General features: G+C 47.9%; 25 protein-coding genes and 1 riboswitch. Of the genes, 3 read left to right on the top strand and 22 right to left on the bottom strand.

Annotated features, from left to right (window positions below; translation table 11 throughout):
• Nucleotides 1–3: 3 nt before the first annotated feature.
• The 10 genes from DN599_RS16630 to moaA form a co-directional block, all read right to left on the bottom strand.
• Nucleotides 4–540, bottom strand: coding sequence for a PepSY domain-containing protein (locus DN599_RS16630; RefSeq protein ID WP_110458722.1), 537 nt, complete (start codon nt 538–540; stop codon nt 4–6).
• Between the two features lie 62 nt (nt 541–602).
• Nucleotides 603–950: a NirD/YgiW/YdeI family stress tolerance protein gene (locus DN599_RS16635; protein WP_110458723.1), complete on the bottom strand. Its 348-nt coding sequence runs from the start codon at nt 948–950 to the stop codon at nt 603–605.
• Between the two features lie 112 nt (nt 951–1062).
• A complete protein-coding gene (locus DN599_RS16640) occupies nt 1063–2181 on the bottom strand; it encodes an ABC transporter ATP-binding protein (protein ID WP_110458724.1) in 1119 nt (372 codons plus the stop codon).
• Nucleotides 2162–2842, bottom strand: a complete 681-nt coding sequence (gene modB / locus DN599_RS16645; protein WP_110458725.1) for a molybdate ABC transporter permease subunit — start codon at nt 2840–2842, stop codon at nt 2162–2164. The genes DN599_RS16640 and modB overlap by 20 nt, the downstream gene beginning before the upstream one ends.
• A gap of 3 nt (nt 2843–2845) precedes the next feature.
• The gene (gene modA, locus DN599_RS16650; protein ID WP_110458833.1) at nt 2846–3598 is read right to left on the bottom strand and encodes a molybdate ABC transporter substrate-binding protein; all 753 of its coding nucleotides are present in this window, start codon (nt 3596–3598) and stop codon (nt 2846–2848) included.
• 165 nt (nt 3599–3763) lie between these two features.
• A complete protein-coding gene (moaE, locus tag DN599_RS16655) occupies nt 3764–4231 on the bottom strand; it encodes a molybdopterin synthase catalytic subunit MoaE (RefSeq protein WP_162599231.1) in 468 nt (155 codons plus the stop codon).
• Between the two features lies 1 nt (nt 4232).
• Nucleotides 4233–4484, bottom strand: a complete 252-nt coding sequence (moaD, locus tag DN599_RS16660) for a molybdopterin synthase sulfur carrier subunit (RefSeq protein WP_110458726.1) — start codon at nt 4482–4484, stop codon at nt 4233–4235.
• Between the two features lie 28 nt (nt 4485–4512).
• Complete coding sequence (gene moaC / locus DN599_RS16665) at nt 4513–4989, bottom strand: cyclic pyranopterin monophosphate synthase MoaC (protein WP_110458727.1); 477 nt, start codon at nt 4987–4989, stop codon at nt 4513–4515.
• On the bottom strand, nt 4982–5512 hold the full coding sequence (moaB, locus tag DN599_RS16670) for a molybdenum cofactor biosynthesis protein B (protein ID WP_110458728.1): 531 nt from the start codon (nt 5510–5512) through the stop codon (nt 4982–4984). The genes moaC and moaB overlap by 8 nt, the downstream gene beginning before the upstream one ends.
• Nucleotides 5513–5628: 116 nt before the next feature.
• On the bottom strand, nt 5629–6609 hold the full coding sequence (moaA, locus tag DN599_RS16675; protein WP_110458729.1) for a GTP 3',8-cyclase MoaA: 981 nt from the start codon (nt 6607–6609) through the stop codon (nt 5629–5631).
• Nucleotides 6597–6730, bottom strand: a riboswitch (molybdenum cofactor riboswitch). (Overlaps the previous gene by 13 nt.)
• A gap of 228 nt (nt 6731–6958) precedes the next feature.
• On the opposite strand from moaA, the gene DN599_RS16680 reads away from it, so the two are divergent.
• Together DN599_RS16680 and DN599_RS16685 are read left to right on the top strand one after the other, a co-directional pair.
• Nucleotides 6959–8608 carry an electron transfer flavoprotein-ubiquinone oxidoreductase gene (locus DN599_RS16680; RefSeq protein ID WP_110458730.1) on the top strand — a complete coding sequence of 550 codons (1650 nt, stop codon included), beginning with the start codon at nt 6959–6961 and terminating at the stop codon, nt 8606–8608.
• 241 nt (nt 8609–8849) lie between these two features.
• Complete coding sequence (locus DN599_RS16685) at nt 8850–10766, top strand: methyl-accepting chemotaxis protein (protein WP_110458731.1); 1917 nt, start codon at nt 8850–8852, stop codon at nt 10764–10766.
• 96 nt (nt 10767–10862) lie between these two features.
• On the opposite strand, the gene DN599_RS16690 is transcribed toward DN599_RS16685, so the two are convergent.
• From DN599_RS16690 to DN599_RS16715, 6 genes are all read right to left on the bottom strand, one after another.
• A complete protein-coding gene (locus DN599_RS16690) occupies nt 10863–11183 on the bottom strand; it encodes a DUF4870 domain-containing protein (RefSeq protein ID WP_110458835.1) in 321 nt (106 codons plus the stop codon).
• Between the two features lie 89 nt (nt 11184–11272).
• Nucleotides 11273–11974 carry an MOSC domain-containing protein gene (locus DN599_RS16695; RefSeq protein ID WP_110458732.1) on the bottom strand — a complete coding sequence of 234 codons (702 nt, stop codon included), beginning with the start codon at nt 11972–11974 and terminating at the stop codon, nt 11273–11275.
• Nucleotides 11975–12421: 447 nt separating this feature from the next.
• Nucleotides 12422–13279 carry a PfkB family carbohydrate kinase gene (locus tag DN599_RS16700; protein WP_110458733.1) on the bottom strand — a complete coding sequence of 286 codons (858 nt, stop codon included), beginning with the start codon at nt 13277–13279 and terminating at the stop codon, nt 12422–12424.
• A 198-nt stretch (nt 13280–13477) separates the two neighbouring features.
• Nucleotides 13478–14113, bottom strand: a complete 636-nt coding sequence (locus DN599_RS16705) for an HD domain-containing protein (RefSeq protein ID WP_110458734.1) — start codon at nt 14111–14113, stop codon at nt 13478–13480.
• Nucleotides 14114–14188: 75 nt separating this feature from the next.
• A complete protein-coding gene (locus DN599_RS16710) occupies nt 14189–15526 on the bottom strand; it encodes a coproporphyrinogen III oxidase family protein (protein ID WP_110458735.1) in 1338 nt (445 codons plus the stop codon).
• A gap of 245 nt (nt 15527–15771) precedes the next feature.
• Nucleotides 15772–16650 carry an AraC family transcriptional regulator gene (locus DN599_RS16715; protein WP_239473338.1) on the bottom strand — a complete coding sequence of 293 codons (879 nt, stop codon included), beginning with the start codon at nt 16648–16650 and terminating at the stop codon, nt 15772–15774.
• Nucleotides 16651–16842: 192 nt separating this feature from the next.
• On the opposite strand from DN599_RS16715, the gene DN599_RS16720 reads away from it, so the two are divergent.
• Nucleotides 16843–18006 (top strand): iron-containing alcohol dehydrogenase, encoded by a 1164-nt coding sequence (locus tag DN599_RS16720; RefSeq protein ID WP_110458836.1) that lies wholly within the window; start codon nt 16843–16845, stop codon nt 18004–18006.
• A gap of 111 nt (nt 18007–18117) precedes the next feature.
• Here the strand turns inward: DN599_RS16720 and DN599_RS16725 are convergent, their stop codons facing one another.
• The 6 genes from DN599_RS16725 to DN599_RS16750 form a co-directional block, all read right to left on the bottom strand.
• The gene (locus tag DN599_RS16725; protein WP_110458837.1) at nt 18118–19701 is read right to left on the bottom strand and encodes a methyl-accepting chemotaxis protein; all 1584 of its coding nucleotides are present in this window, start codon (nt 19699–19701) and stop codon (nt 18118–18120) included.
• A gap of 332 nt (nt 19702–20033) precedes the next feature.
• Nucleotides 20034–21416 carry a class II fumarate hydratase gene (locus DN599_RS16730; protein WP_110458737.1) on the bottom strand — a complete coding sequence of 461 codons (1383 nt, stop codon included), beginning with the start codon at nt 21414–21416 and terminating at the stop codon, nt 20034–20036.
• Nucleotides 21417–21737: 321 nt separating this feature from the next.
• A complete protein-coding gene (locus DN599_RS16735; protein WP_110458738.1) occupies nt 21738–22727 on the bottom strand; it encodes a formate dehydrogenase subunit gamma in 990 nt (329 codons plus the stop codon).
• A gap of 72 nt (nt 22728–22799) precedes the next feature.
• Nucleotides 22800–23369 (bottom strand): formate dehydrogenase FDH3 subunit beta, encoded by a 570-nt coding sequence (gene fdh3B / locus DN599_RS16740; RefSeq protein ID WP_110458739.1) that lies wholly within the window; start codon nt 23367–23369, stop codon nt 22800–22802.
• 20 nt (nt 23370–23389) lie between these two features.
• Nucleotides 23390–26245 carry a molybdopterin-dependent oxidoreductase gene (locus DN599_RS16745; protein WP_110458740.1) on the bottom strand — a complete coding sequence of 952 codons (2856 nt, stop codon included), beginning with the start codon at nt 26243–26245 and terminating at the stop codon, nt 23390–23392.
• A 17-nt stretch (nt 26246–26262) separates the two neighbouring features.
• Nucleotides 26263–26460: a twin-arginine translocation signal domain-containing protein gene (locus tag DN599_RS16750; RefSeq protein ID WP_110458741.1), complete on the bottom strand. Its 198-nt coding sequence runs from the start codon at nt 26458–26460 to the stop codon at nt 26263–26265.
• Nucleotides 26461–26993 lie beyond the last annotated feature (533 nt).

The raw sequence follows: 26993 nt of genomic DNA on the forward strand, positions 1-26993 counted from the left end.
CAATTAATCCCACTTTAGTAGGGGCAAAGGCCGCTGGTTTTCAATATCAAACGCCAAGCGACGTTTGCCATGTTGATCAATTAATTTGAGCTCAAGGTAACTGATCCCCAAGTCATGATCGAGTTGCGCTTCGACAATATGCGCCGTGCTATCGCCCATGGCTGTTTTAAGCAACTGTGAAAAACCCAGCTCCATCTCTTGCATCATGCGCACTGCTTTCAGTTCGTCACGATCGTCGGCCTCTAAGGTTGCCACTTTCTGCCTAATAAGCTTGCCATCTTTAGCCCAAAATTCAAATTCTGTGACGGTATCGGCTTGGGTGTCGATCATACTCACTTCATAGATCAGCTCACCATTAATCACATCGATATCAAATTCTGAAATCACGCCAGGGTAACTTTTTTCCGCTTGCGCAATCAGCTGCTGCGGCGTCAGACTCTGGCTATCTGATAGTAACTCCAGTACTGTCGAGTTCGCGTTGGCAACCCCAGCAACACTGACACTAGATAACAGCACTAAACTGATTAACCAACGAGCCATAACTCCTCCATAAAATGTTTAATATCGGTATCTTAACCCCAGCAACAAGCTGCGGGCTAGTGTTAATCTGCTAGGAGATCGATTGCATCAATTTCAATCTCAACCCCTTGCCATTCATCATCCACCTCACCTTTTAGGGTGACTGTGGTGTTAGTCAACACCTCAATATCACGCCATAAGGCATTGTCGATTTCGACTTCGACCTCACCGCTGTGGTCTTTAAACAGGTATTTTTCCTCCCCTAGGCTCTTTACCAAGTGTCCAGTGAGCGCAACGGGAGTATCGGGCTTAGCCTTAGCCGCTTCTGCTGCCGTCTGCGCCACAGACGAGCTGGCATAGCTATAAGCCACCACGCTAGGTAAGGTCAGTACACAAGCTAATATTAATGAACCCGTCAGTTTTTTAGCCATCTTTTATGCTCCTCTACCGCACCGATCATAATAAGCGCTATTGTAGAGTCACTATGATGGAAAAGAGATGGAAAAGAGATTAATCATTGATCATACAATCTACGGAGTTCATCTAGTCTGCAACGCTGGTTTCTAAGATATGGATAAGCTCTGATTTCAGTGCCACCTCAGTCTCAACCCCTGGGGCTAGGGCCAGCTTTTGCGCCAAATGTAACGGCACCTCGGCATTGAGACTATGTTTTACCCCCTTGATACTGGCAACGATGCGCATGGTTTCACCCATTGCCAAGGTCGACTCCACTGTGATAATCAACTTGTTAAAGCTCCGACACAGACGCCCCTTAGCAATGGAGTTAAACCGAATGCCTTGATTGGGGATCACCCAGCGTACCGTGGAGCCAATATCTAGGCTGTCAAAATAACTGCTGGCGATGAGGTGATCACCAAACTTCAACCAAGTGATCTGCCGCGCTTCTTCTTGCGCCACCACCTCAGCATCAAACACATTGCGCAGTCCCATCTGCTTTGCCACCGCTTCATTACGTGGCCGGGTGAGTACGTCTCTGGGAGCGCCTTGTTGTAACAACACGCCTTGGCTGATTAAAATCATGCTATCGGCGAGCAACAGGGCTTCATTGAGATCATGAGTGACCATAATCACCGGAATCGATAACTGCTCTTTAAGCCTCGCTAACTCAAGATACAGGCGCTCGCGGGTTTCACGATCGACCGCAGAAAAAGGCTCATCGAGCAGTAATACCGAAGGCTGACGCGCCAACGCTCGCGCTAAAGCAACCCGTTGACGTTGACCGCCCGACAAATTAGCCGGGAGTCGGTCTGGTAGACCGTGTAAATTGACTCGCTCTAACCAATCTTTGGCCCGCTCAACTCGCTCGGCCTTGGGGATATGATCGAGCGCAGCCACCACATTTTCGAGCGCCGTCATATTGGGAAACAAGCCAAAGTGTTGCGGCACATAGCCTAAATGACGCTGCTGTGGGGTAAGGTAATCCCCCTGCTGACTATTAAACCACTGACGCTCGCCATAGCGTATCTCTCCCGCTTGAGGCTTGGCTAACCCCGCAATCATCCGCAGTAGCGTCGACTTACCGCCTCCCGATGGCCCCACCACCGCCAACACTTCACCCGCACGGCAGGTAAACTCGGCATCGAGCACTATCTCTTGGGTTTGATTAACCCTGCAATACAGATCAGCGACGTCTTGAGACACTTAAGCCTCCCAAACGGCGTGACAAACTGGTGGTCAGCGCCAGCGCCGTAACCGCAAACAGCAGTAATACCAACGACATCTGTCCAGCACTGACAAAATCGAAGGCTTGTACACTGTCATAAATCGAGATGGCGATGGTCTTAGTTTCACCGGCAATGTTGCCGCCCATCATCAATACCACACCAAATTCGCCTAACACATGCGAAAAACAGAGCACCAAGGCGGTCAGTACACCAGGCCACACGAGGGGCAGCTCAATTTTGGTTAACGCTTTAAACGGACTCATACCACAACACGCTGCAGCATCACGCACCTCTTCGGGTACCGCCTCAAAGGCACGTTGAATGGGCTGAATAGCAAACGGAATATTGACTAACACCGAGGCGACCACCAGCCCTGAAAAGTGGAATACTAACTGCTGCCCAAGCACATTTTGTAGCAACTGGCCTAACCAAGACTGACTACCAAGTCCCACCAGCAGGTAATAGCCGATAACGGTAGGCGGTAACACCAAAGGCACCATGATCAAGGCTTCGACCCAAGATTTGCCGCGAAATTGATGATAGGCCAACAAGCGCCCCACCCAGATAGCGAAAGGGATCAGAATCAACACAGTGACAGAGCTTAATTTGATCGATAAACCTAACGCCTGCCAATCCATCTATTACGCTCCCGGAGATGTGAGTTCAGGCAAACCAAAACCAAACTCGGTAAATACAGCACGCGACTTTGCCTGCTGCAGGTAATCATAAAAGAGTTTGGCGGTATCGCCCGCTTTCTCAGTCAATACCATGCGTTGATTAAGCGGCGTATGCCACTCACTGGGCAGCGCCACATAATGGCCAACCGCTTGAAATTGGGGCGCCATCGCCAAAGATAACGCCACAATGCCGCCATCGGTGGAGCCACTCAAGGCAAATTGAGCCGCTTGGGAGACATTTTCGCCAAAAATAAGATGGGATTGAACTTGCTGCCACATGCCAAGATGCTCAAGGTATTCGCGAGCTCGCTCACCATAAGGCGCATGATCGGGATTGGCGATAGCAAACCGTTGCAGCTGACCTTGTTGCAGCATGGTTTTTAACCCCTCTAGCTGGGGATCTAACGCTAAAGCAGAGGTTTTAGGGGCTGCTAAGGCTAAACGCCCAATGGCATACAGCTCGCCATCGCTAGTGGTGACACCAAGCTTATGCAATTGATAAATATATTTATCGTCGGCAGATAAAAACAGTTCAAATGGCGCACCATGGCGGATCTGTGCCACTAAATTACCCGAAGAGCCATAGGAGATCCGCACCCGCTGCCCCGTATCTTGGGTAAAATTAGCGGCAATTTTATCGAGCGCAAACTTAATGTTAGCCGCCGCCGCAATGGCGGGGGCATCACTTGCCCAGCTTGGCGATGTACCAACACACATGATGAATATCGCCACAGCGCGAATAAAGCTCTTCACACCTCTCTCCCCAATGCTAACAAAAGGCTATCCTGCGACGCTGATTATCGTCAATATCGGCGGCTAACAGCCATGGCAAAACATAGCTAACGTCAGCAGTACTACCCTAGAATATGCCCTAAATTGCGGCTATTTTTGTTGCCACATCTGCGCCGCTTGTTCATCGGCATCTTTGGCTTCGACCCAGTTTTTACCCTGATCGCCCGCCTCTAGCTTCCAAAATGGCGCCTTGGTCTTTAAAAAGTCGATTAAGAACTCGCAGGCGGCAAACGCGGCTTTGCGGTGCGCACTGGTGACACCAATAAACACTATCTGCTCACCAAGCGCCATGGTCCCCACACGGTGAATAATGGTCACCTTGTTGAGCGGCCAGCGCTCACGTGCCTGTGCCGTGATTTGTTGCAGTACGGCTTCTGTCATACCCGGATAATGCTCTAAGGTGAGATCGGTAACGGCACTGCCGTCATTGAAATCACGCACTTTACCCACAAACGTCACCACAGCGCCGTCGCTATTATCATCGGCAATACGGGCATATTCTTGTGGCACGCTAAAATCGTCAGTCTGCACCAGTACCCGATCGAACATCGCTGTCATATTAGCCTCCCGTCACAGGAGGAAAGAAAGCCACTTCATCGCCATCTTCAACTGGGGTATCCCAGCTGCTAATGGTTTGATTGACGGCCACCAATAACTTATCTGACGCCATCACTTTAGCCCATTTGTCATCTTTAGCCGCCAGCTGCGCCCGTAATCCTTCGGCGGTACACGTTGCATCGGATGCCTCAACCTTTATCGAACCTTCACCCAATAGCTCACGAACTTGAGCAAAAAAAAGTACATTTATCATTTATCGATACCTTAAACGCTTGTAGCCGTTATACCTTGAAGTGACCCGATTTGCCGCCACGCTTCTCTAAGAGACGTGTCTGCGAAATCAGCATATCTTTTTGCACCGCTTTACACATATCGTAAATCGTTAACGCCGCCACCGAAGCCGCGGTAAGGGCTTCCATCTCAACGCCTGTCTTGCCCGATAATTTACAAAGGCTAGTAATACGCACACGATTAAATTCGGGCTGTGCCTCCAGTTCAACCTCGACCTTAGTCAGCATCAATGGGTGACACAGGGGAATTAAGTCAGAGGTTTTTTTTGCCGCTTGAATACCGGCAATGCGGGCTGTGGCAAATACGTCACCTTTATGGTGACTGCCACTCATGATCATCTCGAGGGTCGCGGGCGCCATCTCGATAAAGGCTTCGGCGCGGGCTTCGCGCTCGGTAACCGCCTTTTCAGTCACATCGACCATATGGGCGTTACCGTCGGCATTAATATGGGTGAATTGATTACTCATCTGTCGCTACCTTTTTGAGATGCATTACAAAGTTACAAGGCCTATGTGTGGCGTCAAGTTGCTGTTTAATAATCTGATTCCAGCCAGTGCGGCAGGCTCCAGTTGAGCCGGGTAAACAAAAAATTGCCGTCTTATTAGCAAAACCACCTAAGGCACGCGACTGCACCGTCGACGTACCCAGCTCGTTATAAGTGATGTGGCGAAATAACTCACCAAAACCATCAATATCACGGTCAAACAGTGGGCGTACCGCTTCGGGGGTATTGTCGCGTTCGGTAAAGCCAGTGCCTCCTGTGGTGATGATAACTTGTATATCATCGGCCGCTATCCATTGCGATAGCTGCGCCCGGATCTGGTATTTATCATCTTTACACAACTGACGATCCAACAAGCGATGACCGGCATCGACAACCGCGTCGGCTAAAAACTGGCCCGACGTATCGCGGCTCAGATCGCGAGTATCAGACAGGGTTAAGATCGCAATATTTAATGGTATGAATTTCGAAGTAGTACAATGGCCCATAACGCCCCTTCACTCAATAATGGATTCGATAACCAGCCTTACCCAAAGCATCTGACTGGCAGACGAGTATACCTATGCCCTAACACCATGTTATTGCGTTAGGTCATAGAAGCCAATTAACCGCCAATGGATGCTAAATGTTGGGTAACGCCGGTGATGCCATCATGAAGAAAATGAGTTTGCTTTTTGGTCTGCAGTTGACCATGCAGCCGCTCAATAAGCTCGCTGCGCTGCTCACGTTGCTGTAGCAAGTCTCTAAGGTCGACGCCGTGTTCGGTAAATAGGCATAAGTGCAACTTACCTTTAGCCGATACCCGCAGACGATTACAGTTAGCACAGAAGTTTTTCTCATAAGGCATGATCAAACCAATACGGCCTTTAAAATCGTCATGGCTGAAGTTTTGTGCTGGCCCATCATCGACTGCCGAACGATCTAAATGCCAGCCGTCTTGTATTAGCTGGGTTTTGATGTCGGCACCGGCAAGGTGATGTGCCTGAAAATAGTCACGTCCTAACCCAGTTTCCATCAATTCGATAAACCGCAGGTCGATAGGCGTATTTTTAATCCAGTGCAAAAAGCGCGGTAAATCTTTGTCGTTCAGCCCTTTAAGCAGAACTGCATTAATTTTTACTCGCTCGAAGCCGGCCGATAATGCTGCATCGACGCCACGCATCACCTCATCGAACTTGTTTTCGCCGGTGATCTGATAAAACATGCGCGGGTCTAAGCTGTCGATAGAGACGTTGATGCGTCTTAATCCTGCATCAAACCACTCCTTAGCGTGCTTTTCTAAGCGATAACCATTGGTCGTCGTGGCAATAGTAGAGATATTGTCGTTATCGGCCACAATACGAATAATGTCGCTAAAGTCTTTACGCAGTGTGGGCTCGCCACCCGTAATACGAATTTTTTGCGTACCCACTTCGCCGAAAGCGCCGACTAGATTTTCAATCTCATTAAGATCTAAAAACTTAGGCTTACCATCGGGACGGTAGCCATCAGGAAGGCAGTAAGTGCATTTGAAATTACAAACGTCAGTGACTGACATCCGTAAATAGTGAAATCTTCGACCAAAATTGTCTTGTAGCTGAGACATGATCACCTTTCCAAGTAAGGGGAGGTGAGTCAATTTCTCTTCTCACCCCGGTGGCACTATTGCCACGGCTCACTATCCGTATCATAGACGTAGGACAGAAAGCTCGGAGAACCGTCGTTTACTAATTATAGGCCGAATTGCTTACCAGTTAACACCTTTCACGCCACATTTTTGCTTAGCCCCCAAGTCACCGTTAACATTCTGTGACAGCGCTCACGTAGAGAATCGCTATCAATTAGTCTATCTTGACCGCTTAAACTCTGTGCCATCTAACAAATTTAAGGTAAGGTGTGGCAAAGAATAAAACACCCGTTTCAATCGGGGGATAAGCAACAAAAGAGGTGAAGTGATGGAACGCGAATCGATGGAGTTTGATGTTGTGATTGTTGGGGCCGGGCCTGCAGGCCTTGCTACAGCCTGCCGACTGATGCAGATATCTCAAGACAGTGGCCAAGAACTATCTGTCTGCGTGGTAGAAAAAGGCTCGGAAGTCGGCGCACATATTTTATCTGGCGCCGTATTTGAACCTAAGGTGCTGGGTGAGTTATTTAGCGATTGGAAAACAACTGGCGCCCCCCTTCATACAGCCGTCACTCACGATGAACTCTTTATGTTGGGTTCTGAGTCCGCTTCACGCGCCATGCCCAACGCCTTAATCCCCAAGACGATGCACAATGAGGGTAACTACATCATCAGCGTCGGCAACCTTGCCCGCTGGTTGGCAGAACGTGCCGAAGCACTTGGTGTTGAGATTTTCCCCGGCTTCCCCGCCAGCGAACTGCTGTTTAATGACGACAACAGCGTCAAAGGCATCATCATTGGCGACATGGGCATTGGTGCCGATGGCCAACCTAAAGACAGCTATGAACCGGGTATGGAACTGCATGCCAAATACACCGTCTTTAGTGAAGGTTGCCGTGGTCATTTAGGTAAACAACTGATAGAAAAATACCACCTAGACAATGGCAAGACGCCACAGCACTATGGCCTCGGGTTTAAAGAGATCTGGAAAGTTCCTGCCGAGCAGCACCAGCAAGGTAAAGTGGTCCATACTGGCGGTTGGCCGCTCAATGATGGGGCATCGGGTGGCGGTTTCCTATATCACTTAGAAGATAATCAAGTGGCGGTGGGCTTAATTATCGACCTTAACTATCAAAATCCACATCTCAGTCCCTTTGATGAGTTTCAGCGTTATAAGACCCACCCAGTGATCAGCCAATATCTGCAAAATGGTGAACGTATCAGCTATGGCGCGCGCGCCATCACCAAGGGTGGGCTAAATTCACTGCCCAAAATGAGCTTTCCAGGCGGGCTGATCATCGGCTGTGATGCCGGCACGCTTAACTTTGCCAAGATAAAAGGCACCCACACAGCAATGAAGAGCGGCATGATTGCTGCCGAAACCATCTGTCATGCATTACATGCCGGGGTAGAAGGTGGTAAAGATCTCGACTGTTACCAAGAAAAATTTGAGCAAAGCTGGCTGCAAGAGGAGCTCTACACTTCACGTAATTTTGGCCCTGCAATGCATAAATTTGGCGCTTATCTCGGCGGCGCATTTAACTATATTGACCAAAACTGGTTTGGCGGCAAGTTTCCTATTACGCTGCGCGATGAGCACCCTGATCACGCTCAAATGGCCGAGGTGGGCGCCTACAATAAAATTGATTACCCAAAGCCTGACGGTAAGCTCAGCTTCGATAAGCTCTCTTCGGTGTATTTATCAAACACTTATCATGAAGAAGATCAACTCTGTCACCTGCGTTTAACAGACGAAAGTATTCCGCTGCTGGTTAACCTAGTTAAATTTGATGAACCCGCCCAGCGTTACTGCCCAGCCGGGGTGTATGAAATCGTCGAAGAAGCGGGCGAAAAGAAATTTATGATCAATGCCCAAAACTGCATCCATTGTAAAACCTGCGACATTAAAGATCCTAGCCAAAACATCACCTGGGTTACGCCAGAAGGCGGCGGAGGCCCCAACTACCCTAATATGTAACCAGCTCAGTTTTAACTAGAAACACGCCCATATGGGCGTGTTTTTTTTGCTTGCGCTTGTGCTCATATACAACCATAATTGCTCACTATACCGACAAGCGTTATTTAAAGCGCATATTTGACACCATCCTACCCCACAGGCTATCTGAACTTGAACATGCTTAATGGCTCATGTTCTGTCTTAGATTGTCTCACCAAATTGGCTAACCGCTATTTAACAATTGTAGATGTGAGTGACTGCTATGAAGCTTAATATGCTAACCATTAAACAAAAAATCTTACTGACTGTCGCCTTGGCTGTGTTGTTATCGACCGCCCTCGTCGGTGTGCTCAGTCAACGCAGTGCCAAAGATGTGGTCGAGCAGCGCATGCTGACCTCTGAACTGCCTAATACCCTGTTTGCGATCCGCAATAAAATCGAAATGGATATCGCCATCTTAATGGAGGCCGCCGAACAACTCGCCAGTAGCAAAATGTTGAAACAGTGGCTGGTCGCCGGACGTCCTGCTGAAAGCGAAGCAATTGTCATCGAGCAGCTCAAGAGTATGCAGCAGCAGTACCACCTGGCTCAGACCTCTTATGCTGACCGCGAAACCGGAGCCTATTATACCCAAGACGGTTTTTTACGTGTCCTAAGCCCAGAACAAGATGGCTGGTTCTTCGACTATAGAGACAGTCGTCAAGAGCGCATGCTCAATGTGTTTACCGAGGCCAATGGCGAGGTAAAACTGTTTATCAACTACCAGCAACCCAACGACAGAGGTTTAGTGGGGCTGGGGAAATCCCTTGACGATATGGTGCGCCTACTCGGCTCATTCACCATAGAGCAGAGCGGATTTGTCTACCTTGTTGATGCTAAAGGTCAGGTACAGTTGCACCAAGATACCAGCCATATTGGCAGTGCTAATATCGCCTCGCTCTATCCGCAAAGTGATACTCAATCCTTATTGTCAAAAAGTGAATTTAAGCTGATCAGAACCGAAATTGACGGTGAGTCAGTACTCGTTGCCAGCAGTTATTTAGCCTCGATGGATTGGTATGTCATAGCTCAAGTGCCCGAAAGTGAAGTGTTTGCCTTATTAGAAGAGTCCGCCTACCAAATTTTAATCTGGACCGTACTGATCGCCGCCGCCTTCATTGGTTTGGCCGTAGTTGTCGCAGCCTCTGTCAGCCAACCTATCGCCAAAGTCGCTAACATGCTCCAAGATATTGGCCAAGGCGAAGGCGATTTACGCCAACGTCTGCCCGTCGATGGCAATGATGAACTGGCCCAACTAGCGCAAGGTTTTAATAGCTTTATCGAAAAAATTCAACGCTCTATTATCGAAGTTACCGACACCAGCGTACAGCTGAGCCACGCGGCGAAAGAGGTGGCCGAACAAGCCCAGCAAACTTTAGATGACAGCCTGCTGCAGAAAGATCAAACCATGATGGTGGTTGCCGCCATTAATGAAATGGGCGCTACAGTACATGAAATTGCTGGCAATGCGGCACAAGCGGCAGACAGCGCAAAAGAGGCCGATCGAGAGTCTAAATCGGGCCAAGATGTTGTCGGCCATGCACGCGATACCATCAACGCCTTGTCGCAAGATGTTGAACAAGTGGGCGATGTTATCGAATCACTTGCCACTCATACTACGTCTATCGGCAGCATTTTAGATGTGATCCGCGCCGTGTCTGACCAAACCAATTTATTGGCATTAAACGCGGCTATCGAAGCGGCGCGGGCCGGTGAAGCGGGCCGCGGCTTTGCCGTGGTTGCTGAAGAGGTACGTAATCTCGCCTCTCGCACCGCAGTATCGACCGATGAAGTACAAAAAATGATTGATAACTTGCAAGCCGAAGCAGCCCGAGCTGTCGCTGCGATGCAGCAAAGCAAAAGTCGCAGCGAGCAAGGGGTACAGGCCGTTGATAAGGCGCGCCATTCATTAGTCGAGATAAGCCAACAGATTGGTGCCATCAGCGACATGAATATCCAAGTGGCTGCAGCAACTGAAGAGCAATCGACCGTGGTAGAGGACATTAATCGCAATGTCACCGAGATCAGCGAGATCACCCAGCGCACAACCGAAACGTCCAATGCCGTGGCACAAGCCAGCCAATCGCTTAATCAGCTGGCCTTACGTTTAGACGCTTTAGTCGCGGGTTTTAAGGTGTAAAACCTTGGGTTAAAAAACTAAAAAGCCCGCATTCAGCGGGCTTTTTTATACGATCTAGATGCAGGTCAACAACAAGTATAACTGCTGATAAAACACCTACGACTTAAAAAAGGAGATAGCCATCGGATAGCGATAGCAGATCCCTTCACTGGCCTTCATCGCCGCAATGATGGTAACCACAATATCGAAAATCGCCAGTATGCCAAACAAGAAAAAGCCGATACCGATAAACATCAATATCATGCAGATCAGCGCATAGACCAGGATGCTGATCTTAAAATTTAAACAATTACGGCCACATTGGTCGACAAACGCAATCTCGTCGCGCTTCATCAGCCACACAATCAGCGGGCCTAATATCGACCCCAACGGAATGAGATAACCTGAGAAGCTGGCAAGGTGCACCGCTACCGCCATATTTTTATCATCTCTAGACAATTCCTCATATTCTGTCACGACTCTCTCCTTGGTAATACATCATTTATTGTAGATATAAATCTTAATTATTAATCACTTAAATCTGAATGTGTTGCATCTGGGCCAAACAAACGCATCTGCCAAGGCTCAATCTTTTGGCTCGCTAAACGACGCTGCAAATTGACCACCCATGCCTGTGCTAATCCCGGACAATGGGCAAGACGCTCGTAAGCAGTCGTATCAAATTGATTAGCAAAATAGATCGCCATAGACTCACGTACACTGATATTGCTGCAACGTTCAATCAAGCGGATCCCATCGCTTAAATACAAGGTTCCTGGGGTTAAAATGCGGTAAAACCAACCGCACAAACCGCTGGTTTGCATCGCTAAGGCAAATTCAGGATGACCAAATTGATGATTGAGTTTAAAACAAGGTGAACGCCCCTGAGTCACCTGCACTCTTACCTCACCAATGGCAAAGATATCACCAATATTGACCTGTGTTTCGTCGAGGCCAACCGTACTGATATTTTCGCCCATTGCCGGTGCATCTTTGAAACCAGTCATCATATCCCAGCGCCGGTATTGGCTATAATGTTCGCGCGGAAAGTGATGTAGCACGCGATCTAATCCGCCATGATGCTTAAGATCCGCCTGACTATCCCCCTCGACCGCTAAGGTGCCCACCAGCAACTGCTGGCATGGCTGCTTTGCATCGATCATACTGTTAACCGCTGCAACTAAGCCCGCCTTATCGCCAGCATACAAGCCTGATATTTTTTCAATCATGCGTTACCCCAAAAGAAGTGAAGCCCCAGCTCGGCTGGTCATGGTGCGATTCATATATGGATTTTATGTTATCAATAGCATTTTTAACTCGAGATAAGTTAACACAAAATGGCTTGATTGCTAGCAGTACCCATAGAGATTTTTATGTCATCAACTGATTGACATCGTAACAAGATCAAAATGTTACAACTTTTAAATCATGCTGTTGCCACAAAACAGTTCGTCAATAGGGATAAATAACAGACAAAAAAAATGCCCTAGGATAAGGGCAAGAGAACAGAAACACGCTACTCAATAGAAGTCATACTTTTTGGTCAGCGCTACGCTATGACCATGAAGCCACTATAAGCGGCAATGATGACACTAAGATGACAGTGTTAAATAAATATCGGCGGATTGATTCAAAGTCAAACGGGACGGCCTACAAGCTAAAACCATGTGCCAACCTCAAAGTTTATCGCCCACCGATGCCTCTAAATATTGCTGTAGCTGCGGCCCTGGAATAGAACTGTGAGTCGACACCGCAAATGCCGCCCATCGCGCGGCCTCCTCCATGGCAACTAACACTGGGTAACCCAGCACTAAGCCATGAATTAATCCAGCAGCATAAGCATCGCCAGCCCCAGTAGTATCAACCACCTCGGCAGGCTGCGCCGCCACCTGCTGCTCACTATCGGCTTGATATACCATTGCCCCCGACTCACCATCGGTCACCACAAAGGCTTGTAAGCTGGCACCCGCTATGGTCAAACCGTATTGCCAAGGCGACAATGCACTTCGCCCTTGCATGTCGGCCTTAGAGGCAATTAACACATGACAGGGCCGAGGGCGATTATCTTTAGCCAGCTGCGCGATCACCCAGCAGTGATTTAATGCGGTCTTAGCCCAACTCACCGCACCTTCGGCCGACGAATTAATATAAAGCGCATCCCAGTTAGACCACTTAGGTGGAGCCGCTAACTCGAACAACGGCCGCTGCGGACGAATAATGGTGCGCTCACCATCGGGAGTCATCACTAAAAGCATTTCAGGAGTATTACCATCATGACGCTGCATCAGCCGGCAGTCGATCCCTAAGGTGCTTACCTGCGCTAATAGCCAATCACCCACTTTATCACGGCCAACTTGGCTCACCAGCGCGACATTGTGACCCGCCCAGACTAGGCCAATACCGGTATTCGCACCGCCACCACCGAGACGTTCACCACCATCTTGATAGTGGAAGCGCCCCCCCATCTTTAGCGGCTTATTGAGCTTTAAGATACGGTCACAATTTAAGTTGGCAACCAGCAAGATATTGGCCATGGGGACTCCGGCAAAATGGACGATGGTGTGATAATACAATGATCACACCCCCTAAAATTAACGCTGCGAACACGCACTAGGCACAAGCTATGAACCATGCGCCTTGCGGCAACTTCTCTTTATACCAAGCGGGCTAAAATAGCTCAACTTTGTCATAATCTAGCTTGGTACTGGATAATGAGAAACTAAGAGAACGTGCTACAGCTGAGGCTCTATTTCGCGAGCAAGCTGCTGTAAAAAAGCCCGCATAACCTCGCTACGTTTGTGCGCTTCTAGGCGACCCGCTGCTGTACACATGGTGTCACTTAAACCCAATAGCTTTTGATAGCAATGATCTAGGGTAAATTGCGTATCATCTGGGAGACGCTGTTGGCAAAATGGATCATCGAGACTATATAAGGTGCGCTGTAAACTGTTGCCAACCTGAATACAGCGAACGATACCTATCGCACCAAGCGCATCTAGCCTGTCGGCATCTTGTACAATTTGCGCCTCTATAGTGTGAGGCGTCACTTTGGCACTAAAGCTGTGGGCGACAATAGCATGGTGAATCGCACTAAAATGCCTTGGCGGATAACTTATCTGAGCTAAAAACTCGATAGCTTTGTCGGCCGCCAAACGTGAGGCTTGGTCACGCTGTGGGTGATCTTTCGCCAGCGACACACAATCATGCAACCAAGCCGCAGGCACGACAACATCGGCGATGGCCGCTTCATCTCGGCACAATTGCTTAGCCGATTTAACCACCCGCAATACATGCTGTAGATCATGCGCCGCATCGCTAGCATGCTGTAATTGAATAAACTGTGAAAATTGCTGCTCAAAATCGCGCAACGCTGGCTCCTAAAGACAAAAAAGGCTGAACCTAGTTCAACCTTTTTTAGTTATCATTTCAAGAGGATTAACCCATTACATGTCGCAGGCCTTAAGCGGCTTACGCAACTGAGCACGGACGTTATCCATGCCAGAGTAGAACTCTTTCATCATTAACAAGCCCATCATCTTGCCGTTATCTGTGACGATCAAGTTATCAGGATCGGTTGGATCATTCTTAATCGCGCCAATGGCCTTCATCGAAGCCATCTCTTTAAACAGCGCCCAATCCAAATTGACCCCAAATGTCTCACGGAAATACTTACGCGATAAGCGCCCAGAGAACATGCCCAATAAGAAACGATACTGCATCACATCTTTCTTGCTGTAGTTCTTCTGCTGCTCAACGCCCATACGTCCGGCGGCGATATCCTCTTGATACTTACGTAACGAGAAGGTATTTACATAGAGGGTGTCGTTGAGGAAACTGAACGAACCCGATCCCACCCCCAAATACTCATCATAATCGATAACGTATTCATCAAAACCTTCATCATTAGCCTTACCAAATGCCCATGCCGATAACTGGTTGTATTGGCCATTGAGGCTATTGAGGATTTGACGATATTGACGGGCCATGTCTCCCTGAGGAGCCGCTAGTTTACCTTTAACGCTCTTACGCGTTTGGTGGGTGATCATCAAAGGATAGGTGGTAATTTGACGCGGATCGAGGCGCGAGGCCATATCCAAGTCGTGTTGGATCACCTCATCGGTTTGACCACGAAAACCAAAGATCAAATCGACATTGATAATAGGGAACAACTCTTTGGCTGCCATGATCTTGTCAAAGGTCTCTTGGCCCGAGCCGAACTTATCTAAGCGATCTGTCATCGCTAAGATATCATCATTAAAGCTCTGCACCCCAATCGACATACGATCGACTAAGCCTTTTAACTGTTTAAAGCCAGGGCTGTCTAAATGCTGTGGATCAGACTCGCACGACACCTCTTTAATACTAGGAAACAGCGTCTTAGCATGCTCAATCGTACGCGCTAACTCATCCTCTAATACCGTGGTCGTGCCACCACCGATATACATAGATTCAAAGTCATAACCCAATGCTTTTACCATATCCATCTCTTTGCGTAACGAGACAAAATAGGCGCGCGCCTTATCCTCTTTAAATAAAAATCGGTGAAAAGTGCAGTAAGAACACAAGGTATGGCAGAAAGGAATATGCGCATACAACATGTACTTTTTGCCCTCGATAGGCGCGGGCATCATAGACGCTGACTGGGTATCGAGTCGCAAATTTTTATCAACATAGTACTGCATCACTCGTTCCATAGAGCTGAGCATCCAGTTGGGCACAGTAATATTCGCTTGATACGGCTTACTCATATCACCTGACACCGCTTGAACAATTGAAGACATAAACATTCCTAACTGAAACAGACCTTGGATTGCAAAGCCAATGAATAAATAGAGACTTAAAAAGAGATACCCGTTTTTTGCGGAACACAAAAGTATCAGTTTCGCTATATATAAAACGTGAACTGGCTATAAGTTACAACACCTAGCACGAGATTAACTGCATAATTGTTAAGCATGTCATACTTTAGCAACAAATGATCTATCACACGACAAGCCATGGTTAAAGCGGTGACGAAAATGAAGCCTTACAACACCGCCTTGCCACTCGCTCCTGGACTTTGATTAAAATAACGCTTGAATTCGCGGCTAAACTGCGCCGGACTTTCATACCCTACCGCCTGCGCGACCTCTTTCACCTTAAGCTGTTGTAACTGCAATAATTCACGCGCCTTATTGAGGCGAATTTTTTTTAAATACTGGATAGGCGATGAGGCTGTCACCTCTTTAAAACAGCGATGAAACGCCGAAGGACTCATATTCACCAAGCTGGCTAACTGCTCTACCTCAACGCTATCACTATAATGACGATGCAAAAAACTCAGCGCCTTATCGATACGCGACAAACGGGTATGGCTCAGCGCCAAGGCATACAAAGGCGCGGCATTATCTAGCGCCAGCAACCGATAAAGTAGTTCTTGCACTATAGGACGCCCTAATACTTGCGCCTCTAAGGGAGACTGCATCGCCTGTAATAGCCGCTCGATACAACAGGTCATATCATCGCTGTTAGCGGCAACAAAGTAGCCGGGTTGGCGAGTCTCATTGAGATCGCTTGGCACCTGATGATACTCGTCCATCAGACGAACCAGTTGGGTCAATTGTGGCAAATCAATATCTACAATTAACACTAATACCGGCTCAGCAACCGACGCAAAAGTTTCACACTCTAGCGGCATAGGCACAGTCATCACCAAGGAGTTGTGCGGATCATAATCGAAGACCTGATTGTCCAAATACACCCGCTTCTTACCTTGGCCTACAATTAAGATACCTTGGGAATAGCACATAGGGCCGCGCGAACCATAGGCGGAACTTCGAAACACCTTAATCCCAGCGATCGCGGTGTCGTTAAAGCCCTCCTGCGGTGCTAATGCCATCATCAAACTTGCAATATTTGTCATCATTCGCCTCTATTGTTATTGGCGATGATTTTATCATCAAGATAGGAAAAAGCATTAAATCCACCCAATTAAGATCAATACCCACTAAATTAGATAGGAATAGGCATAAATTGACTAGCAATGGGTATTTATGTTTACACCAAGAAGCCTAACATTACCCCTAGACGTTACAGCTTGATGAAAAGGTATTTAACCATGCTCAATTTTGATTATCGCAATCCGACCCACATTGTTTTTGGTAAAGACAGAATCGCCGAACTGGATAAATTAATCCCAGCTGACGCCCGTGTATTAGTCACTTATGGCGGCGGCAGCGTGAAACGTTTCGGCACCCTAGACAAGGTAATGGCGGCACTCGGGTCGCGCACCGTGTTTGAATTTGGTGGTATTGAAGCCAACCCCAAATTTGAAACGTTAGTCAAGGCGGCTGAATTGGCGCGTAAAGAATCGATCGATTTCCTGCTCGCTGTTGGTGGCGGTTCGGTAATGGATGGCACTAAATTTATTGCTCTGGCGACTAAGTTTGAAGGTGATAGCAGCAGCTTACTGTTCCACGGCTTTAGCCCTGTTCCTGTCGATGCTAAAGATGTGTTACCACTGGCAACCATCGCCACCTTGCCAGCCACAGGCTCAGAGATGAATGCTTTTGGCGTTGTCAGCTATCAAGGTGGTAAGTTTCCAGTTAACCATCCGAGCATCTACCCGACCTTCTCAATGCTGGACCCCACACTCACCTTTAGCTTGCCAAAAATTCAGGTCGCTAATGGCGTGGTTGACGCCTTTGTACACGTGATTGAACAATATGCCACCTACCCGGTAGATGCCCGCGTGCAAGATCGCATGGCCGAAGGCATTATGCGCACCCTGATTGAAATAGGCCCTATCACAGTTGCTGAGCCTGAGAACTATCAAGCACGTGCCAACCTGATGTGGAGCGCCACCTCTGCCCTTAACGGCATGATTGGAGTCGGGGTACCGTTTGACTGGACCACACACATGATTGGTCATGAATTAACGGCACTGTTTAATATCGATCACGCCCAAACATTGGCCGTGATCCTACCGTCAGTATGGCGTATCCGTAAAACCCAAAAGCACGCGAAACTGCTGCAATATGCCGAGCGCGTTTGGGATATCACTGAGGGTGATGACGATAGCCGTATCGAACAGGCCATAGCGAAAACCGAGGCGTTCTTCCAGCAGGTGGGATTAAAAACCCGCCTGCGCGATCATGATGTTAGCCAAGATCAAATCGAGTTAGTTATCGAGGCACTCAAAGCACATGGTATGACAGCACTGTCTGAATCAGGCGATCTTGATTTAGATATCAGTCGCGAAATTATGCAGATGGCCTGGTAAGCGATTAAAGCTACCCTGCACCATTAAAGCGTGGTAACGGGTTAGATAATAAAAACCGCCTTAATGGCGGTTTTTATTTGTCTATCAATCTAAGTGACTCCAGCTAACCGATTACAACTTAAAGTTGGCGACCACTGCACTTAACTGCTCTTTGGTCGCCGCCAGCGATGTGGCGCTGGCTAAAGTGGCATTGGCACTGTGATTAAGCTCATCGACCATTTCACGAATGGTACTTAAGTTACGGTTAATCTCTTCCGATACTGCACTTTGCTCCTCGGCCGCTGTGGCAATCTGATTACTAAGACCATTGATATCAAATACATGAGCCACAAGCCCATCGAGATTGTCGGTTACCAGTCCGGTATTATCGGCCGCATCTTGGCAGCTGCGCTTAGTTTGATCCATCGCCGCCACCGCCTGCTCCGCCCCACTACGCAGGCGCTCTAACATGGTATTGATCTCAGAAGTACTCGCTTGAGTACGCGCCGCAAGAGCCCGCACTTCATCAGCGACCACAGCAAAACCGCGCCCCTGTTCGCCAGCCCGCGCCGCCTCAATGGCGGCATTTAATGCCAGCAAATTTGTCTGCTCGGCAATTTCTCCAATCACATTAAGCAGTGAGGCAATTTGACGAGTATTTTCATTCATTTCGCCAATAGTCGTTGCCGCCTTATCAACTTCACCAACCAAGGCCACAACTCTGCTGGTAGCTTGCTCTACGGCTTGTTTCGATTTATCCGCCTGAGCATTAGCTTGTTGAGTAAATTGCGCCGCCGAGGCCGCATCGCCTGCCACATTTTGTGCGGTGGCGCTCATCTCCGTCATTGCCGTGACGACCTGATCGGTTTCAATCGCATGAGTTTGTAGTGCCTGACTATTACTGGTCGACTGCTCGTTAAGTTGACCAATTTGCTGTGACATATGATCTGATGCTTGAGAAATATCGGTAATCATATGGCACAAATTATCAATCACACTGTCCAGATCTCCAGCTAATGAACACAGTTCATTATTCCCCTTGATATTGGTTTTATGGGTTAAGTCACCTTGGGCTAACCGCTCGACCACAGATTTAATCTGATTAATAATGGCAACTAGCTTATTACTCATCACTAAGGCCGTGATTAACGATATGGCAATGGTCAGTAAAATGAGGCTAATAATGGTGATTTCAGCCTGTTTAATTTCATCATTGGCCAGCTTACCTAAGTCATGATTACGCGCGGTAATAGCCGATACCAAACTGCGAATAATATCACTAATTTCAGGACCTAACGCACGACGCTCACGGGTAAAAACCGGCTCGGTGCCAGTACGCTCAGCCAGTGCTAGCTCTTCATTATATAAGCGAACGTAGCGCTCAACCGCTGGCAGGAGTTGTTCCTTCTGCTTGTTCACTTGGCCTAAAAAAGCCATATCATATTTGTTTAACTCAGCAATTAACTGGCGCGTTTTATTTTGGCTATTAATAACCTCTGCGGCATTATGAGTCGCGGTGGCAAGACGCAATAGAAAAAAGGCTTCACGCACATTGGTGAAACCTTCTGCAAGTTGAGTATTATTCACTAAACGCCGATTTCCATCTTCTAGATCAAGAAAGGTGCTGTAAGAAAATAGTCCAATAACAATAAGTAATAGGCTGGTTATTGCAGTGGGTAGTGCGGTAAGAATACTGGTTTTGATGTGCTGGATCATAATAAACATAAACCTCTAACGTAATAGGTGGGCAATCAAGGCGATAACCAACAAGAAAACCATCACTTAGCAAACTAAGCCAAGGGGAAATGCCCTCTCATTGCTGCACATTTCACTACCCATGAAGTAAGCATAGCCGCTGTTTCACTATCGATAACAAAGCCTTATCCATTAGATTTAGTTATGAGTTGATACATTGTACTGCACCACCCTTACCGTATTAAATATCGACAATATTCCAGCAAACATAAGGCCTGCAGACATCTGACCAGCACATCTCATTGTATAAACGCTTCAAAAACAAGATTTAACTCCAGAAATAAGGCCTATTTTTATTCACCTAAACCACCATTAGTCAGCCGCTTAGGGTTAAGTAAGCGTCTAAGTTCATCACGGCTTAGGTCGGTCTGCTCTACGGCCACCTCAAGGATTTCGCGTTGCTGCTCATAGGCTTGTTTAGCTATCTCGGCCGCTTTAAGGTAGCCAATCACAGGTGTTAACGCTGTTACCAGAATGGGGTTACGCCCTAGTGGCCCCGCTATATTGGCCTGATTCACGCTAAAGCTGACAATCGCCTTATCGGCCAGCAAATGGCTCGTGTTGCTAAGCAACTCTATGCTATGTAAAAGGTTAACCGCTATTAGTGGTTGCATCACATTGAGTTCAAAATTACCCGACTGGCCACCAACGGTGATGGCCGCATCATTACCAATCACCTGTGCGGCCACCATACAAGCCGCCTCGGGGATCACCGGATTGACTTTTCCCGGCATGATGGACGACCCAGGCTGCAAGGCTAATAAAGCAATCTCACCAAGACCGGCCAGCGGCCCAGAGTTCATCCAACGCAGATCGTTAGCTATCTTCATCATTGCCACCGCGCAGGTCTTCAGTTGCCCCGATAGCGCCACCGCTGTGTCGTGGCTGCCCATGCGACTAAAGAGATTATCGGCTGGGCGAAATCCAACGCCGGTGATCGCACCGAGTTTATCGCAGAAGCTACTCGCAAAATCGCGGTGGGTATTGACCCCAGTGCCGACCGCAGTGCCGCCTTGGGCAAGCGCCAATAATGACGGCTGCAGCGCGATGAGCATCTGCTGGCATTGCTCAATTTGACTGGCCCAACCATCAAGCACTTGATTAAAACGCACCGGCATAGCGTCCATCAAATGAGTACGGCCAGTTTTAACTTGCTCGGTTAAGGTCAGTGCTTTTTGGCTGATAATCTGTTGCAGATGGCTCAGCGCGGGCAATAGTTGCTGCTCAAGCGCCAACATGGCACTGATATGAATACTGCTAGGGATAATATCGTTACTGCTTTGGCCTAAATTGATCTCGTCGTTGGCACTCACCTCACGACCTAGGCGCTGACTGGCCAAACTGGCAATAACCTCGTTAGCGTTCATATTGCTACTGGTACCCGACCCGGTTTGAAACCTATCAACGGGAAAATGTTGCATCAATTGGGGATCGTCCAGCAGTTGTTGTACCGCACTGACAATGGCATTTACCGTCACGCTATCGAGTAATGCTAGCTGGCCATTGGCCTCTGCTGCCGCGCGCTTGGCCAGTAATAAGGCGCGTATAAAGGCCTCGGGCATAGGGTCGCCACTGATGGGGAAGTTAACCAAGGCTCGCGCCGTTTGCGCGCCATATAAAGCATCAAATGGCACCTTAACCTCCCCCATACTGTCTCGCACCGTTTTATATTTCATCGTATCTCTCTTCTCAACTCACCCTATGTTGAGCTTAGATCAAAACCGATGACTTCACTGTCCGCTAGCCAATCAATTAATTGAGAGAGTTTTTCAGTTAATAATATCTGAGGTATTCACTCTGGCGGCGCCGAGGCTATTTAAGCTCAGCCTTGCTCTTGTTTGGTGCAGACCGTCGAGTACCTTTATATCCGTCACGCCATGTGGGGTAGGCACAGTTCAAACAGGCATAAAAAAACACCTCGTTAGTAACCCAACGAGGTGTTTTATCAAATCGATTATAGCGGCTAGCGCCTCAGCACTATCACCTAAGACTACAGCCTATTTTTTATACTTAAGCGTACCGTCGGCTTTGATCTCATCGAACCAAAGGTTGTGGTGCTGAGTCGCCCAGTTTTCATCACAGTAACCCGACACCATACACTCCATACCACCTTCAGACATCACGGTCGCCATAAAGATATGTACGATAGAGAACGCGGTGATAATGATGGCGCTAACTGAGTGCAATATCAAAGCTATCAGGCTTAGGGTACGGCTAGGCTCGAACAAGTTCGGGAATAACAACAACATACCTGATGCCGAGATCACGAGACCAAATATTGCAAATGCCCAGAACCATAACTTCTCACCGGCGTTAGCAAAGCCCGCATCTGGGTGCTTGCCTTTGAATGGACCGAAGTTGATGTAGCCACCCACGACCAACATCCACTTTAAGTCGTACATTTTAGGTAGCTGATTCTTGGCCCATAATACGGTCATCAAGGCCCAACCTATCATGAACGGAATCGCCATGACGTCATGCACTTGCTTAGCGCCGTAGATCAATGCCGCCCAGAAGCCTTCCCCCAAATAAGGTTGGAAGAAGAAACGTCCAGCCAACAGGGTTAATCCGGTGAGGATTAACAGCAAGCAAGGAATGGCGCCCAGCCAGTGAATCGATACATCGAACTTAGACCAGCGGTACACTAACTTACCAGAGAAGCCGCCGTGTAACTTGGAGATACCATTCACCTTAATAAACAGTACAAAGATGATGATCATGCCAAACAGCGCGGCCATTAGTGCTGGTGCTAACCAGTCACTACGTAGCTCGAGGACGCGCAAATCATAGGTATTAATAGGTTGATTATGGAATTGACCATGTGAAGTGGTTTCACCGGTAGCGCCCGCTTGTAACTGCGCCCAGATCTGCCCTTCTGTTGCCTGAGGGTTAGCCACCGCAGCGTCTTGGGCAAACGACAATGCACTAAACATTGTCCCCACGACAAGGGCTAACACTAGGCTAATTTGTTTGAACCAGTTGTTCATATTACATCCTTATCGTCCGCACCGGCTCGACAGCACGGTGCGGAATAATAGTGGCATTATGCAAGCAGAGGGTTAACCCCAAATTGCATTTTTGGAACCACGATATGCAACACGCTCGCGGAAGATGTTTGAGATAACCTCAGCATCACCAGCAAGTAACGACTTAGTCGCACACAACTCTGCACACATAGGCAATTTGCCTTCGGCAATACGGTTTGCACCGTACTTCTGACGTTCTGCATCAGAATGGTTCTCTTCAGGACCACCGGCACAGAAAGTACATTTGTCCATTTTACCGCGGCTACCAAATGCCCCCTGTTTAGGGAACTGAGGTGCGCCAAATGGGCAAGCGTATAGGCAATAACCACAACCGATACAGGTATCTTTGTTGTGTAGCGTTAGGCCATCTTCAGTCTTGTAGAAACAGTTTGTAGGACAAACTGCTTGGCAAGGTGCATCGGTACAATGCATACATGCCACAGAGATAGACGCTTCACCTCTGACACCATCATTGATGGTGACGACGCGGCGACGCTGGATACCCCACTCGAGAGCAGAGTCGTTTTCGTTTTTACATGCAGTGACACAGCCGTTACATTCGATGCAGCGCTTGGTATCACATAAAAATTTCATTGTAGCCATATTGGCAATTCTCCCGGTACTTAGGCTTTAGTGATCTGACAAAGCGAAGCTTTCGTCTCTTGCATCTGCGTCACAGGGTCATAACCGTAAGTTAATGCCGTGTTCGCTGACTCACCAATCACATAAGGCACTGTACCTTCTGGATAGTTGTTCTCGAGGCTTTCGCCATGCATCACACCCGCAAAGTGGTAAGGCATCCAAGTCACACCAAGTTTAACCCGTGGGGTTACCATGGCCTGAATCTTAATGCGGCCGCCTTCAGCCCCCTCTAGCCATACTGTGTCACCGTTACGAATACCGCGATCGGCAGCATCGCTTGGGTTAATTTCAACAAACATCTCTTGTTGAAGCTCTGCGAGCCATGGGTTAGAGCGTGACTCTTCACCACCACCTTCGTACTCAACTAGACGACCCGAGGTCAACCCTAGTGGGTACTTGGCTGAACTGTCTTTCTCTTGGATTGACTTGTACAGCGTAGGTAGACGGTGCACTTGCATATCGTCATAAGTTGGGTATTTAGACACAAGATCACGACGTGGCGTATACAGTGGCTCACGATGAACCGGTACTTGATCAGGGAAGGTCCATACAATACAACGCGCTTTAGCATTACCAAATGGAATACAACCGTGTTTCATTGCCACACGCTGGATACCGCCAGAAAGGTCGGTCTTCCAATTTTTCCCCTCGGCAGAGGTTTTCTCTTCTGCAGTAAGGTCGTCCCACCAGCCAAGTTGCTTGAGCATATCTGCGCTGAACTCTGGATAACCGTCTTGGATCTCAGCACCTTTAGAGAAGCTGCCTTCGGCCAATAGGTTCTTACCTTTGTATTCAACACCGTAGCGCGCACGGAAGTTACCGCCGCCCTCAAGCACATGTTTGTGTGTGTTATATAGGATTTGAGTACCAGGGTGTTTCTGCTCTGGCGTACCCCAACATGGCCAAGGTAGACCATAAGTTTCACCTTTCGCTGGACCACCTTCTGCTTCAAGCGTCTTGTTGCTGAAGGTTCCCCAGTTTTGAGTATGTAACTTTAAACGCTCTGGGCTTTGGCCAGACATACCAATGGTCCACATACCGCGGTTAATTTCGCGTGTAACGTCTTCAATCACTAGCATGTCGTTAGCATCTTTAGCGATGCGCTTGGTGTACTCTTTGTCGAAACCAAGCTTTTGCGATAGACGATACATGATCTCAAGGTCGGTCTTAGACTCGAATAATGGCTCGATGACCTTTTCACGCCATTGCTGGCTACGACCCGAGTTAGACACTGAACCTTCAGTTTCAAACTGAGTGGCAGCAGGTAACAGATAAACACCATTCTTACGACGGTGCATAACACCCGCCATCGTTGGGAATGGATCGACGACAACCACAGTATCCATCTTATCGAGTGCATCACGTACTTCGCTTTGACGTGTCTCGGTGTTAACCGATTGTCCCCAGAAGAACGCCATACGAACGCGATCTTTCTGCGCCAACTTCTCAGGCGTTTCTAATACGCCATCGTGCCAACGAGAACAAGGAATACCAGGTGTATTCATTGGGATACGACCAAGATATTCATTTTGGTCGAAACGACCTTTAACCCAATCGTAATCCAGTTCCCATACATTTGACCAGTGCTTCCAAGAACCAGTCTTAAGACCGTAGTAACCCGGTAGCGTATCGAATAACAGACCTAAGTCAGTCGCACCCTGTACGTTATCGTGACCACGGAAAATGTTAGTACCACCACCAGACACACCCATGTTGCCTAAGGCCAGCTGCAGGATACAGTAAGCACGGGTATTGGCGTTACCGACGTGGTGTTGAGTTCCCCCCATACACCAGATGACAGTGCCAGGACGGTTTTCGGCCATTAATTTAGCCGCTTGGTAAACATCTTCTTCACTGACACCCGTGATGTGAGTCACTTCTTTCGGTGGAAATTTCTTCACCTCTTCACGGATGGTATCCATTTCGAATACACGCTGCTCGATAAAGGTTTTATCTTCCCAACCGTTTTCGAAGATATGCCAAAGCATACCGTAGATAAATGGGATATCGGTACCGGGGCGAAGCGCACAATGTAAGTCAGAATGCGCAGCCGTACGAGAGAAGCGTGGATCGACAACGATTAATTTTGCATTGTTTTTCTCTTTAGCGATAAGGATATGCTGCATAGCCACTGGATGTGCTTCAGCGGGGTTAGCACCAATAAAAAAGATCGCGTTAGCGTTCTGAATATCGTTAAACGAGTTAGTTTGCGCACCGTAGCCCCAAGTGTTAGCAACACCCGCTACCGTGGTAGAGTGACAAATACGCGCCGAATGGTCGACGTTGTTGGTGCCCCACATCGCCGCGAATTTACGGTACATGTAGCAGCCTTCGTTAGAAAATTTAGCACTACCCATAAAGTAAAGTGAGTCAGGTCCCGACTCTTTACGGATATCCAACATCTTGTCACCAAGCTCATTAAAGGCCTGATCCCAAGATAATTTTTTCCACTTACCATCAACCAACTTCATTGGGTACTTAAGACGCTTCTCACCGTGACCATGTTCACGCAATGCAGCACCTTTAGCACAGTGCCCCCCGGCGTTAAATGGATGGTCGAATGCAGGTTCTTGCCCTGTCCAAACGCCATTTTGTACTTCAGCATAAAGACCACAACCTACCGCACAGGCACTACATACTGTACGCTTGATTTCGATCGGTGCATCATGCGGAATATCTTTGGCTTCGGCGCGACGCATCATGCCGGTACCAAGAAGAGATGCTGCTGCGATACCACCGGTAGTGATACCTGCGTGCTTCATAAATTGACGACGACTGATCCCTAGAGTTGGCTTAGCAACGGTAGGCGCCTCATTTGATTTGCGAGTTAACTTCATCGCTTAAATTCTCCTAATTAGCTACGCAAGCTGTTGTAGTAGCTGCGGATATGCGCAGTTTCATGGTAGCTATCGGTGTGTTTTACACTGGGCTTAGTTTCCGCTGCATGGGCAACACTGACACCGCTTGCGGCAATGGCCACCCCGGCCGTACCACCAATGGAGAGTGCTTTCAGCAGTGATCTTCGATTAAGATCGGGCTGTTGCTTTTTCATTTTTGCTCCTAGTATTAGGACGATTCAAATAGTTGGGATGCTTCATTCCAATCAAGCGATAAAACACACGTTAAACAAATGTTGCGCCTAGGTGCTTATTTGGTAAATCTTGTATATTTATTTAAAACATCCGATTAATTGCCCCTGCAATATAGGTGGATTTGATACTGAAAATATTGATCTAAACGGGGTAAGAATCGTGCAAAAATAGAGTAAATAGCTAAAGTGTTAAGCCAATCATATATATTTAAATATTCGTATTAGATGTTCACCACCAAGCAATGATTCACCCATACACACATGTAAACACAATGTTATTCAACATATTAGCTAATTGCTTAAAGCTGCAGATATCGGGTACTTATCGTTCGCATGAATGACACATTAACAAGTTTATTTTTTATACAAAAAACAAAGAGAACTCACTGCCTCAATACATCATCCCTAATACAAGTATCAGGTATTAATATTCATTAGTTTGCACTAACGATCGCTAAATTAAGCCGCAATGATACGACCCATAATTAAGCGAT

The organism is Shewanella algidipiscicola (assembly GCF_900380485.1).
Classification (GTDB): domain Bacteria; phylum Pseudomonadota; class Gammaproteobacteria; order Enterobacterales; family Shewanellaceae; genus Shewanella; species Shewanella algidipiscicola.